This window comes from Pseudomonas sp. LBUM1651, from assembly GCF_059716135.1.
This window is the reverse complement of sequence record NZ_CP166805.1, coordinates 822,113-835,324: the sequence shown is the minus strand read 5'-3', so window position 1 is coordinate 835,324 and position 13,212 is coordinate 822,113. Positions and strand designations below refer to the sequence as shown.

Annotated in this window: 12 protein-coding genes and 1 tRNA gene; 1 reads left to right on the top strand and 12 read right to left on the bottom strand. The window is 58.3% G+C overall.

The features are described 5' to 3' along the window. Window positions 1–68: 68 nt before the first annotated feature. The 7 genes from ACA066_RS03795 to rlmE all read right to left on the bottom strand — a co-directional run bounded on the left by ACA066_RS03795 (window position 69) and on the right by rlmE (window position 6,343). Window positions 69–154: transfer RNA gene (locus ACA066_RS03795), tRNA-Leu, on the bottom strand. Between the two features lie 22 nt (window positions 155–176). Further along, window positions 177–560: a preprotein translocase subunit SecG gene (gene secG / locus ACA066_RS03790; RefSeq protein WP_017336473.1), complete on the bottom strand. Its 384-nt coding sequence runs from the start codon at window positions 558–560 to the stop codon at window positions 177–179. Between the two features lie 4 nt (window positions 561–564). Continuing rightward, complete coding sequence (tpiA, locus tag ACA066_RS03785; RefSeq protein WP_497698185.1) at window positions 565–1,320, bottom strand: triose-phosphate isomerase; 756 nt, start codon at window positions 1,318–1,320, stop codon at window positions 565–567. Between the two features lie 66 nt (window positions 1,321–1,386). Beyond that, complete coding sequence (gene glmM / locus ACA066_RS03780) at window positions 1,387–2,724, bottom strand: phosphoglucosamine mutase (RefSeq protein WP_497698184.1); 1,338 nt, start codon at window positions 2,722–2,724, stop codon at window positions 1,387–1,389. Window positions 2,725–2,740: 16 nt separating this feature from the next. Next, window positions 2,741–3,592: a dihydropteroate synthase gene (gene folP, locus ACA066_RS03775; protein ID WP_497698183.1), complete on the bottom strand. Its 852-nt coding sequence runs from the start codon at window positions 3,590–3,592 to the stop codon at window positions 2,741–2,743. Between the two features lie 8 nt (window positions 3,593–3,600). Next, window positions 3,601–5,511, bottom strand: a complete 1,911-nt coding sequence (ftsH, locus tag ACA066_RS03770; protein WP_045060045.1) for an ATP-dependent zinc metalloprotease FtsH — start codon at window positions 5,509–5,511, stop codon at window positions 3,601–3,603. A 202-nt stretch (window positions 5,512–5,713) separates the two neighbouring features. Continuing rightward, a complete protein-coding gene (rlmE, locus tag ACA066_RS03765) occupies window positions 5,714–6,343 on the bottom strand; it encodes a 23S rRNA (uridine(2552)-2'-O)-methyltransferase RlmE (RefSeq protein ID WP_007900501.1) in 630 nt (209 codons plus the stop codon). A gap of 101 nt (window positions 6,344–6,444) precedes the next feature. Here rlmE and ACA066_RS03760 point away from each other — a divergent pair, with 101 nt between their 5' ends. Continuing rightward, the gene (locus tag ACA066_RS03760; RefSeq protein WP_017336468.1) at window positions 6,445–6,753 is read left to right on the top strand and encodes a YhbY family RNA-binding protein; all 309 of its coding nucleotides are present in this window, start codon (window positions 6,445–6,447) and stop codon (window positions 6,751–6,753) included. Window positions 6,754–6,762: 9 nt separating this feature from the next. On the opposite strand, the gene ACA066_RS03755 is transcribed toward ACA066_RS03760, so the two are convergent. From ACA066_RS03755 to dapB, 5 genes are all read right to left on the bottom strand, one after another. Then, entirely contained in the window at window positions 6,763–7,167 is a 405-nt protein-coding gene (locus ACA066_RS03755) for an MFS transporter (RefSeq protein ID WP_497698182.1), read from the bottom strand. A gap of 28 nt (window positions 7,168–7,195) precedes the next feature. Continuing rightward, on the bottom strand, window positions 7,196–7,672 hold the full coding sequence (gene greA / locus ACA066_RS03750) for a transcription elongation factor GreA (protein WP_150633542.1): 477 nt from the start codon (window positions 7,670–7,672) through the stop codon (window positions 7,196–7,198). Then, window positions 7,669–10,890, bottom strand: a complete 3,222-nt coding sequence (gene carB / locus ACA066_RS03745; protein WP_497698181.1) for a carbamoyl-phosphate synthase large subunit — start codon at window positions 10,888–10,890, stop codon at window positions 7,669–7,671. The genes greA and carB overlap by 4 nt, the downstream gene beginning before the upstream one ends. Window positions 10,891–11,008: 118 nt before the next feature. Continuing rightward, window positions 11,009–12,145 (bottom strand): glutamine-hydrolyzing carbamoyl-phosphate synthase small subunit, encoded by a 1,137-nt coding sequence (carA, locus tag ACA066_RS03740; protein WP_214380586.1) that lies wholly within the window; start codon window positions 12,143–12,145, stop codon window positions 11,009–11,011. 259 nt (window positions 12,146–12,404) lie between these two features. Next, window positions 12,405–13,211, bottom strand: a complete 807-nt coding sequence (gene dapB / locus ACA066_RS03735) for a 4-hydroxy-tetrahydrodipicolinate reductase (protein ID WP_214380585.1) — start codon at window positions 13,209–13,211, stop codon at window positions 12,405–12,407. Between the last annotated feature and the right edge of the window lies 1 nt (window position 13,212).

The following is a 13,212-nucleotide window of genomic DNA, read 5'->3' as shown; positions in this document are numbered from 1 at the left end:
ATCCCTGACAGGGTCAATGTAACCTTCCACCTACAAGAAAGCCCGCAACAGCGGGCTCTCCTGATAATTGGTACCGAGAAGGGGACTCGAACCCCTACACCCTATGGGCACAACCACCTCAAGGTTGCGTGTCTACCAATTCCACCACCTCGGCAATACTACGTTTGAAACCCTTCTTACTTTTGCTCTTGAGCTGGAGGCACGTCAGTCGCTGGAGTAGCCGACTTTTGCTCTTGAAGCACCGGGACATCATCAGAAGCCGGTTGTTGCTTTGGAACTTCCAACACTGCCGGGTTTGGCAAACCTACTTGAGTCAGCTGGTGAGCCTTCTCTTTAGCAAAGTAACCTAACCCCAAGCTGGTTATGAAGAAACCGGCGGCAAGTATAGCAGTAAACTTACTAAGAAAGGTAGAGGAACCTTGGCTTCCGAACACAGTATTTGAAGCACCTGCTCCGAAAGACGCGCCAGCATCCGCACCTTTACCCTGCTGCAGCAATACCAGAGCAACTACGCCCAATGCACCCAGCAGATGAAAAACGACTACGACTGTTTCCAGCATTTTTTCAGTTTCCCGCGGCGCGAATAATCGCACCGAACTCATCTGCATTCAGGGAAGCTCCACCAATGAGCCCCCCATCGATATCCGGCATGCCGAACAGTTCGACCGCATTGGCCGCCTTCACGCTGCCGCCGTATAGAAGCCGCACACCTTGTGCGACCTCAGAATTCTCTGCCGCCAACTGAGCGCGAATGGCTGCGTGCACATCCTGCGCCTGTTGCGGCGAAGCAGTCAGCCCGGTGCCAATGGCCCAGACCGGCTCGTAAGCGATTACTGCCTTTGCAAAAACACCGACACCCAGCTTCTCGATGACACTGCCGAGCTGATGCCCGACAACTTCAAGAGTTTTACCGGCTTCGCGCTGCTCGAGGGTTTCCCCTATGCATAACACCGGAATCAAGCCACATTCCTGTGCCGCTGCGAACTTGCGAATCAGTGTTTCATCACTCTCGCCGATGATCTGGCGGCGTTCGGAATGCCCGACAAGCACCAGGGAACAACCTTCATCAGCCAACTGACTCGGTGCAACTTCACCGGTCAATGCACCTTGCCTGGATTCCACCGCAGCGTTCTGCGCGCCGACCTTGATCGACTTGCCCTCCAGACCATCAATCACTTGATTGACATGCAGGAAAGACGGGAATACCGCTACATCAACACCGCTCGGCAAGGCCAAATTACGCAAGCCTTTGATCAGCTCAGCGACGCTGGCGCGGGTACCGTGCATCTTCCAGTTACCAGCTACCATAGGGCGACGCATGCTGTACCTCGTCGGTCAAAGTGGGCGCAGATGTTACCCAACACAATCAAGGCTGGCAAGCCGAATTCAGGCAGAAACTTCAGTAACCAGTTTTGCCAGCTCTTCGGCGTAGCCGCGAACCTGTGTTTCGTCCTCGCCTTCGACCATGACTCGCACCAACGGCTCCGTTCCGGACTTGCGCAATAACACGCGCCCACGGCCTGCCATGGCTTTGGTCACGCGCTCGCTGGCCTCTTTGACTGACGGATGATCCAACGGGCTCGCACCACCGCCGAACCGCACGTTGATCAGCACCTGAGGGCACTTGCGCAGCGCCTGCCGGGCTTGACCCAGCCCTTCGGAGCGCGTCTGCAACGCCATTAGCACCTGCAACGCTGCAATGATCGCATCACCGGTGGTGGTGTGATTGAAGCAAACGATATGACCCGAGTTCTCACCACCCACCAGCCAGTTGCGCTCCAGCAGATCCGCGATCACATAACGGTCACCGACGTTCGCACGCACAAATGGAATCGACAGATCCGCAAGGGCCAGTTCCAGCCCCAGGTTACTCATCAATGTCCCGACCACGCCACCTTTCAGCAGGTCACGCTCATGCAGGTCGCGGGCAATGATGAACAAAAGCTCGTCACCATCGACGACGGCGCCGGTGTGATCGACCATCAGAACCCGATCGCCATCACCGTCGAAAGCAATCCCCAGATCGGCGTGCTCAGCCAGCACGGCAGCCTGCAACTGCCCCATATGGGTCGAACCGCAGTTGTCATTGATATTCAGGCCATTTGGCTGCGCGGAAAGCACAACAACGTCGGCCCCCAGCTCGCGGAACACACTCGGCGCTACCTTGTAGGTCGCACCGTGAGCGCAATCGATCACGATCTTCAAGCCCGAAAAGCTGGTGCCGGTCGGCACGCTGCTTTTGCAGAATTCGATATAACGGCCCGAAGCGTCGTTGATACGCGACACCTTGCCGATCTTGCTCGACTCAACGACGGTCATCGGGGTGTCGAGCAACTCTTCGATCATGTGCTCGACTTCATCCGGCAGCTTGGTGCCCTTGCCGGAGAAAAACTTGATGCCGTTGTCATCGTGAGGATTGTGCGAAGCACTGATCACGATCCCGGCTTCGGCATGGAACGTACGCGTCAGATAAGCGATGGCCGGGGTCGGCATCGGGCCCAGGAGCATCACGTCGGCACCCGCCGAAGTCAGCCCGGCCTCGAGCGCCGATTCGAACATGTACCCGGAGATCCGGGTGTCTTTACCCACCAGCACTTTGCAGGCGCCCATTTTACGGAACGCCATGCCCGCAGCCCAACCGAGCTTGAGCATGAATTCAGGAGTAATCGGGTACACGCCGACCCGACCACGAATGCCGTCGGTGCCAAAGTATTTCTTAGTCATAAGTACTCCATCATTCTTATTCGGCTGATTCCACTGCAGCGATCATTCGCACCACATCGACGGTTTCGGCCACATCATGGACGCGCAATATACGCGCACCCTTGAATGACGCCAGCGCCGCGAGTGCCAAACCGCCATGCAGTCGTTCTCCGACTGGGCGATTCAAGGCCTGACCTATCATGCTCTTGCGCGAAACCCCGACCAACAGGGGGCGCCCGAAGATATGCAGGGCTTCCATATGTTTGAACAAACTTAGATTGTGCTGCAAGGTTTTGGCGAAGCCGAAACCCGGATCCAGGATGATCCGCTCAGCCGGTATTCCGACTGATGCACACTGCGCCATGCGCTCGGCGAGAAACTCGCCCACCTCTCTGGTCACGTCCTGATAATGCGGGTTGTCCTGCATGTCGCCCGGTTCACCGAGCATATGCATCAGACAAACCGGCAAACCGGTGTCCGCCGCCGCGTCCAGGGCGCCTTCACGGCGCAACGCGCGAACGTCATTGATCAAACCCGCCCCCAGCCGCGCGGTTTCGCGCATGACGGCTGGCGTAGAGGTATCGACCGAGATGATCACATCCAGCTCGCGATTGATGCGCTCGACGATTGGCGCTACACGCTCCAGCTCTTCGAGCGGCGAAACCACCCTGGCACCGGGCCGGGTCGACTCACCGCCGACATCGATCAGCGTCGCGCCCGCCAGCACCATGGCTTCGGCGTGGCGCAGGGCCGCATCGAGCTGGCTGTATTGGCCGCCATCGGAAAAGGAATCGGGGGTGACATTGAGAATACCCATGACATGCGTCTGGGCCAAATCAAGAACCCGGTTGCCGCAAGGCAACCGGGTCGAGGACTGAACAGAAGTCATTTCAAACCTTAAACGTCAGCAGCCGGACCGCCGATCGGTGTTTCCGGACGCGGATCCTGCACAGCCGGAGGTGTTCCGGAAGTACCGGTGCCACCCGACCAGTCGCGAGGCTCACGAGGCGTACGGCCTGCCATGATGTCGTCAATCTGCTCAGCATCGATCGTTTCGTACTTCATCAGGGCATCAGCCATGGCATCGAGCTTGTCGCGGTTATCCGTGAGGATCTGCTTGGCCGTGCCGTAGCACTGGTCAATGATGCTTCGAACTTCGGAGTCGATCAACTTGGCTGTCTCACCGGAGAAGCTTGCACTCTGACCACCGCCGCCACGACCGAGGAATACTTCGCCCTCGTCTTCGGCGTACATCAACGGACCGAGTTTTTCCGACAGGCCCCACTTGGTCACCATGTTTCGCGCAATCTGGCTGGCACGCATGATGTCGTTGGAGGCTCCGGTGGTAACACCGTCGAAGCCCAAGGTCATTTCTTCAGCGATACGGCCGCCGTACAGCGAGCAGATCTGGCTGATCAACGCACGCTTGGACAGGCTGTAGCGATCTTCTTCCGGCAGGAACATGGTCACACCCAGCGCACGACCGCGCGGGATGATGGAGACCTTATACACCGGGTCATGCTCAGGCACGACGCGACCGACAATGGCATGGCCAGCTTCGTGATAAGCGGTGTTCTGCTTCTCTTTTTCGGACATGACCATGGATTTGCGCTCGGCGCCCATCATGATCTTGTCCTTGGCCAGTTCGAATTCTTTCATTTCGACGACACGCTTGCCGGTACGGGCAGCGAACAACGACGCTTCGTTTACCAGGTTGGCCAGGTCGGCACCGGAGAAACCAGGGGTACCACGGGCAATCACCGCTGGAGCGACGTCGTCACCCATTGGCACTTTGCGCATGTGGACCTTGAGAATCTGCTCACGACCGCGGATATCCGGCAGACCAACCACGACCTGACGGTCGAAACGGCCCGGACGCAGCAACGCAGGGTCCAGTACGTCCGGACGGTTGGTTGCGGCAATGACGATGATGCCGTCATTCATTTCGAAGCCGTCCATCTCTACCAGCAACTGGTTGAGAGTCTGCTCGCGCTCATCGTGACCACCGCCCATGCCGGCACCACGGTGGCGACCGACGGCGTCGATTTCATCGATGAAGATGATGCATGGCGCGTGCTTCTTGGCCTGCTCGAACATGTCGCGAACACGGCTCGCACCGACGCCGACGAACATTTCGACGAAATCGGAACCGGAAATGGTGAAGAACGGCACTTTGGCTTCGCCGGCAATCGCCTTGGCCAGCAAGGTTTTACCGGTACCCGGAGGACCGACCATCAGCACGCCGCGGGGAATGCGACCGCCCAGGCGCTGGAACTTGCCCGGATCACGAAGGAATTCGACCAGTTCGCCGACTTCTTCCTTGGCTTCGTCGCAACCGGCAACGTCAGCCAGGGTGGTTTTCACCTGATCTTCGGAGAGCAGGCGCGCCTTGCTCTTGCCGAAGCTCATTGGCCCGCCCTTGCCTCCGGCACCGCCCTGCATCTGCCGCATAAAGAACATGAACACGGCAATGATCACCAGGATCGGGAAGCTCGCGACCAGGAGTTGAGTCCAGATGCTTTGCTGTTCAGGCTGCTTGCCTTCGACTACCACGTGGTTGTCCACGAGGTCGCCGATCAGACCGTTGTCCTGGATAGCGGGACGGATGGTCTTGAAGCTGTCGCCATCGCTGCGCTTACCGGTAATCACATAGCCATCAACGGCTACGCGCTCGACCTTGCCATCCTTGACCTGCTGGATGAAGTCGGAATAGTTGAGGGTCTGCGGCTCGTTAGGGCTGGAGAAGTTGTTCATCACCGTCACCAGGACAGCCGCGATGATCAACCACAGGATCAGATTCTTTGCCATATCGTTCAATTAACTACCCTCTGAAGCAAGCTCCGCTAATGGCGCGCGCTTCGCATGATATTCACCGGCCTAACTTACTACATTACCTACGGCTCTGGCAGGCGCCGTCTGTAACCCTTTGTGAAACACTTTCTACACAATATTCGCTATTTCCCACCGGGCGAAATACGAAAATCCTATCGACCCGCAAAAAAGCCTCGATTTACTCACTACGGCCGCGGTAGCCCCAAGCCAGCATGTATTGCTCGCGGGAACTGCCACGGGAAGAGTCCGGCTTGATCATCTGGACCTTGTCGAATTTCTGACGAGCGTCCTTCACGTAAGCATCAAACCCTTCGCCCTGAAACACCTTGATCACGAAATTACCACCCGGCTTGAGTATCCGAGCCGCCAGATCAAGAGCGAGCTCACATAGAAACATGGCTTTTGGCATGTCCACCTCAGGCGTACCACTCATATTGGGGGCCATATCGGAAATCACAAGGTCCACCTGCGAATTACCCACGGCTTCAAGGATCTGAGCGAGCACTTCGTCCTGGGTGAAGTCACCCTGGATGAAAGTCACGTCCGGAATGCTGTCCATTTCAAGGATGTCCGACGCGATCAGACGCCCCTGCCCGCCGATCAGCCGGCTAGTGACCTGCGACCAGCCACCGGGCGCCGCACCCAGGTCGACAACGCTCATACCCGGACGGATCAGCTTGTATTTCTCTTGGACCTCCAGAAGCTTATAACTCGCACGCGAGCGGTAACCATCCTTCTGCGCCTGCTTCACATACGGATCATTGACATGTCTTTTCAGCCAACCAAGGCTTGTCTTGGAACGCGCCATTGGGCACCTCGATGATAAGGGTCGTGATTAATTGGGCGGATCCACGAACCCTCGGGTAAAATGGCCGCCATTTTACAGAATACAGACGAAAGGGTCAGATTATGCCGCTCACTCAAGAGCAGAAGAAACAGTACAAATCCATTGGCCACCATCTGAAACCAGTTTTGATTGTGGCTGACAACGGTTTGACTGAAGGTGTGTTAGCCGAACTTGAACGCGCTTTGGCGGATCACGAGCTGATCAAAATCAAGCTCAACATCCTCGATCGCGAATCGCGCCTGGCGTCCATTGCAGAGCTCTGCAAGGCCGGTAAAGCGGATCTGGTTCAAGTCATCGGCAAGATGGCACTGATTTACCGCAAGAACTTCAGCGTCAACAAGCAGCTGTCGAACGTCCATCGCTTCAAATGATGGCAAGGGTCAAGGGTGTGCTTCGCGCACCCTGCCACTCCATCCCGGCACGGGCTGCAACACCAGAACCAGCCCGGAAAAACCCAGAACCAGATAACTGAACACCTGCCAACGCACTGCATCCGGCCAGCCGACACGCACCGCGACATACATCGCGCACGCATACAGCGCCATCATCAGCAGTTGCCCGCGAATATCGCGCCATAGACTGGCAAGGCCCTCGGCCTGAACCAGCACCAAAACCTGAAAAATCACGCACGTTGCGGCGAAACCCACCATCAGCGAGTTCAGCTCGCCTGCAATTTCGTCGATCAGCAGCGGCGCCAGGCCAATTGGGCCCAGCACCGGCAGCAGACCGATGTGCAACAGCCACAGGCCGCCAACCCACAACATCTGCGTCAGCTGCCAAAGCACGGCGCCCGCACGAAGTGGGCGCCTTCTTTCAGATATGGCGAACTTCGACAATCTCGTACTCGATAACGCCACCTGGCGTTTTCACGGCGACCACATCACCCTCTTCCTTGGCAATCAAGGCGCGGGCCAATGGCGAACCTACCGAAATCTTGCCGAGTTTGAAGTCAGCCTCATCCTCACCCACGATGTGGTAAGTGACGCGCTCATCTGTCTCGACGTTGGCGATTTCAACGGTGGTGCCGAAAATCACTTTGCCGGTGTGAGGAATGGTCGTGACGTCGATGATGACCTGATTCTGAATCCGGCCTTCGATGTCACGAATCCGCGCCTCGACCATACCTTGCTGCTCGCGGGCAGCGTGATATTCGGCGTTTTCCTTCAAGTCACCCAACTCGCGGGCCGTGCCGATGTCCTGGCTGAGCTTCGGACGGACAACCTTGGTCAGGTGAGCGTGTTCTTCTTCCAGGGCTTTCGCGCCCTGGACGGTCATTGGGTATTTGATCATGCCTTCAATCCTGCGTGTAGATCCTGCAAGCGGCGCACGGTCTTCTCGGGACCGAACTTCAGCGCTTCGCAGATGGCTTCGCCAGCAGCAATGGTGGTGGTGCAGTAGATTTTGTGCTGCAGGGCATTACGACGAATGGAGTACGAGTCAGCGATCGACTGACGACCTTCGGTGGTGTTGATGATCAGGGTGACTTCGTCATTCTTGATCATGTCGACCACGTGCGGACGACCTTCAGTCACCTTGTTCACACGACGCACTTTCAGGCCTGCGGCTTCGATCAGCTTGGCAGTACCGGCAGTGGCAACCACTTCGAAGCCCAAGTTGATCAGATCACGGGCCACGCCTGCAACCAGTGGCTTGTCGTCGTCACGCACGCTGATGAACGCGGTACCGCCGGTCGGCAGCACTTCGCTGGCGCCCATTTGGGCCTTGGCGAACGCTTCGCCGAAGGTGTCGCCCACGCCCATCACTTCACCGGTGGACTTCATCTCTGGGCCGAGGATCGGGTCCACGCCAGGGAATTTGGCGAACGGGAAGACCGCCTCTTTCACGCTGTAGAAGTTCGGAATGATTTCTTTGGTGAAGCCGATTTCCTTCAGGGTTTTACCGGCCATGACGCGTGCTGCGATCATCGCCAGGGAAACACCGATGCACTTGGACACGAACGGTACGGTACGGGAAGCGCGCGGGTTGACTTCGATGACGTAGATGTCTTCGCCTTGCAGCGCCAACTGAACGTTCATCAAGCCGACCACGCCCAGTTCCAGGGCCATTTTCTTGACCTGTTCGCGCATCTCGTCCTGGATGTGGGCAGGCAGCGAGTACGGCGGCAGGGAGCACGCGGAGTCACCGGAGTGAACGCCAGCCTGCTCGATGTGCTGCATGATCGCGCCGATCACCACGTCGGTGCCGTCGCAGACCGCATCCACGTCCATTTCGATGGCGCAGTTGAGGAAGTGGTCGAGCAGCACAGGGCTGTCGTTCGACACTTTCACCGCGTCACGCAGGTAGCGCTTGAGCTCTTCTTCTTCGTAGACGATTTCCATCGCACGACCGCCCAATACGTAGGACGGGCGCACCACCAGCGGGTAACCGATCTTGGCAGCGGCACGAATCGCTTCGTCTTCGCTGCGCACAGTGGCGTTTGGCGGCTGACGCAGGTTCAGACGCTCAACCATCTGCTGGAAGCGCTCACGGTCTTCGGCACGGTCGATGGCGTCAGGGCTGGTGCCGATGATCGGCACACCCGCTTCTTCCAGAGCGCGAGCCAGCTTCAACGGAGTCTGGCCGCCGTACTGGACGATCACGCCTTTCGGCTTCTCGACGCGGACGATTTCCAGCACGTCTTCCAGGGTCACTGGCTCGAAGTACAGACGATCAGAGGTGTCGTAGTCAGTGGAAACGGTTTCCGGGTTGCAGTTGACCATGATGGTCTCGTAACCGTCATCGCGCAGGGCCAGTGCCGCGTGTACGCAGCAGTAGTCGAACTCGATGCCCTGGCCGATACGGTTTGGACCGCCGCCGAGGATCATGATCTTGTCGCGACCCGACGGCGCGGCTTCGCACTCTTCTTCGTATGTCGAATAGAGGTAAGCGGTGTCGGTGGCAAACTCGGCTGCGCAGGTGTCAACGCGCTTGTAGACCGGGTAAACCTCGAGTTTGTGGCGATGACGACGCAGCGCCTTCTCGGTCACGCCCAGCAGCTTGGCCAGACGCATATCGGAGAAGCCTTTGCGCTTGAGGCGGAACATCACGTCGCGGTCGATGCTAGCCAGACCCAGGGTCTTGACCTTCTCTTCTTCCTTGATCAGATCTTCGATCTGCACCAGGAACCACGGGTCGATCATGTTCATGCCGAAGATGTCTTCGACCGACAGGCCGGCGCGGAAGGCGTCAGCCACGTACCAGATACGCTCAGCGCCCGGAACGGTCAGTTCGCGCTTGAGCACGCTCATGCTTTCCGGGTTGCTCAGGTCAACCTTCTCGTCCAGACCGCAAACGCCCACTTCCAGGCCGCGCAGGGCTTTCTGCAGGGATTCCTGGAAGGTCCGGCCGATGGCCATGACTTCGCCGACCGACTTCATTTGAGTGGTCAGGCGTGCGTCGGCTTTCGGGAATTTTTCGAAGGCGAAACGTGGCAGTTTGGTGACGACGTAGTCGATGGACGGCTCGAAGGACGCCGGAGTCTTGCCGCCGGTGATGTCGTTCGACAGCTCGTCGAGGGTGTAACCCACCGCCAGTTTGGCCGCGACTTTGGCAATCGGGAAACCGGTGGCTTTCGAGGCCAGGGCGGAGGAACGGGAAACCCGCGGGTTCATCTCGATGACGACCATGCGACCGGTGTCCGGGCAGATGCCGAACTGGACGTTGGAACCGCCGGTTTCCACGCCGATCTCGCGCAGTACCGCCAGGGAGGCGTTACGCAGGATCTGGTATTCCTTGTCGGTCAGGGTCTGTGCCGGAGCAACGGTGATCGAGTCACCGGTGTGCACGCCCATCGGGTCAAAGTTTTCGATGGAGCAGACGATGATGCAGTTGTCCTTCTTATCGCGGACAACCTCCATTTCGTATTCTTTCCAGCCGATCAGGGATTCGTCGATCAGCAGCTCTTTGGTCGGCGACAAGTCGAGACCGCGGGCGCAGATTTCTTCGAACTCTTCACGGTTGTAAGCGATACCGCCACCGGTGCCGCCCATGGTGAAGGACGGACGGATGATGCACGGGAAGCCCAGACGCTCAAGAACCGCGTTGGCCTCTTCCATGCTGTGGGCGATGCCCGAACGCGGGCAGTCCAGGCCGATGGATTTCATCGCCTTGTCGAAGCGCGAACGATCTTCAGCCTTGTCGATGGTGTCAGCGTTGGCACCGATCATCTCTACGCCGAACTTCTCCAGAACGCCTTCGCGCTCCAGATCCAGTGCGCAGTTCAGAGCAGTCTGGCCACCCATGGTCGGCAGCAGCGCGTCCGGACGCTCTTTCTCGATGATCTTGGCAACGGTCTGCCACTTGATCGGCTCGATGTAGGTGGCGTCGGCCATGGCCGGGTCGGTCATGATGGTGGCCGGGTTGGAGTTCACCAGGATGACGCGGTAACCCTCTTCGCGCAGGGCTTTGCAGGCCTGGGCGCCGGAGTAGTCGAATTCGCAGGCCTGGCCGATAACGATCGGGCCAGCGCCGAGAATCAGGATGCTTTTAATGTCTGTACGTTTTGGCATGGGTTTGTCACTCAAATCCGCAGGTCAGTCGGCAAGCCGTCTTGTTCAATCTTTGAAGCCTTGAAGGGGCCACCGCTGTCGGGACCGCCTTCAAGCTTTGCTGCATCAAGGCGAGCGATCAGCGTCGCTTGGCCATTTCGTTGATGAAGCGATCGAACAGTGGTGCTACGTCGTTCGGGCCAGGGCTGGCTTCAGGGTGACCCTGGAAGCTGAAGGCGCTCTTGTCGGTACGCTCGATACCTTGCAGGGTGCCGTCGAACAGCGATTTGTGAATCGCGCGGACGTTGGCTGGCAGGGTCGCTTCGTCTACCGCAAAACCGTGGTTCTGGCTGGTGATCATCACCACACCGCTGTCCAGATCCTGGACCGGGTGGTTGGCACCGTGGTGGCCGTGACCCATTTTCAGAGTCTTGGCGCCGGAGGCCAGAGCCAGCAACTGGTGACCGAGGCAGATACCGAATACCGGAATCTCGGTTTCCAGTACATCCTTGATCGCCTGGATCGCGTAGTCGCAAGGCTCCGGATCGCCAGGGCCGTTGGACAGGAACACGCCGTCCGGCTTCATCGCCAGCACGTCAGCTGCAGGCGTTTGAGCCGGCACCACGGTGACGCGGCAACCGCGCTCGACCAGCATGCGCAGAATGTTCAGCTTGACGCCGTAGTCGTAGGCAACCACGTGGTACGGCAGCTCGGAAGCGTCGATGGTCGCGTGGCTGTCGGTTTTCAAATCCCAGACAGTCGAGCGCCACTCGTAGGTTTCCTTGGTGCTGACGACTTTCGCCAGGTCCATGCCTTTGAGGCCAGGGAAGCCTTGAGCAGCGGCGATAGCCGCCTCTTCGGAAATGTTGTCACCGGCCATGATGCAGCCGTTCTGCGCGCCTTTTTCACGCAGGATGCGCGTCAGGCGGCGGGTGTCGATACCGGCAATGGCCACAACGTTGTTGGCTTTCAGGTAGTCGGACAGGGACATCGTGTTACGCCAGTTGCTCGCAACCAGTGGCAGGTCACGGATGACCAGGCCAGCGGACCAGACGCGGTCGGACTCGGCATCTTCCGGCGTGGTGCCGGTGTTGCCGATGTGCGGGTAAGTCAGGGTAACGATCTGTTGGGCGTAGGAAGGATCGGTAAGGATTTCCTGATAGCCGGTCATTGCGGTGTTAAACACCACCTCACCAACGGTTTGACCGTCGGCTCCAATGGCTTCGCCGCGAAAAATGCTGCCATCAGCAAGGGCGAGTATGGCTGGCTTAGTCAAGAAGACCTCCCGTAAATAAAGCCTGAAAGGGCGATCGCAGGTTGTAAAAAAGCGGAGTGACGTATGGACACGTCACCCCGCTTCTTCACTGAATTATTCTGCGCGCTTTTAGTGGACACACTAAAGCTGTAGCTTACAGAAAAAGGCATTTTTGGTCTACCGCCAATGAGCCCTAAAGGCCGGGGAATGCGACAGGACGTCGCTTGGCGTAATAAAACCGGGCCCCACCGATGGGTTGGAACCCGGTTTCGGGTGCATCTTAACGCAGGTCGAGCACGTCCTGCATGTCGTAGAGACCTGGCTCACGACCGTCCAGCCACAATGCCGCACGCACCGCACCCTTGGCGAAAGTCATGCGACTCGACGCCTTGTGCGTGATTTCGAGGCGCTCACCCTCACAAGCGAACAGCACCGTGTGATCACCGACCACATCACCGCCACGCACAGTCGCAAAACCGATCGTCTCACGCTCACGCGCACCGGTGTGACCTTCACGCCCGTAGACCGCGACCTTCTGCAAATCACGATCCAGCGCGCTGGCAATCACTTCGCCCATGCGCAAGGCCGTGCCTGAAGGCGCGTCAATCTTGTGCCGATGATGAGCCTCGATGATTTCGATATCCGCCTCATCACCCAGCACGCGAGCAGCCATGTCGAGCAGCTTCAGCGAAAGGTTCACGCCGACACTGAAGTTGGCCGCGAACACGATAGGAATGTCCTTGCCCGCCTCGACCAGCAACTGCTTCTGCGCAGCGTCCAGGCCGGTCGTGCCGATCACCATCGCCTTGCCTGCCTTACGGCAGAACGCCAGATTTTTCAGCATGACTTCAGGGAGCGTGAAATCGATCAACACATCGAATTCTTCAGCCACCGCTTCCACATGACTGGACAGCGGTACGCCAATACGCCCCAACGAAGCCAGCTCACCGGCATCCACGCCAATCAGCGTGCTGCCGGGGCGCACGATGGCGGCGGTCAGGCCAGTCAGCGGTGCACGTTGCTGCACGGCTTCGACCAGGATCTTGCCCATGCGGCCAGCAGCGCCCATCACAGCTATACGTCGCATG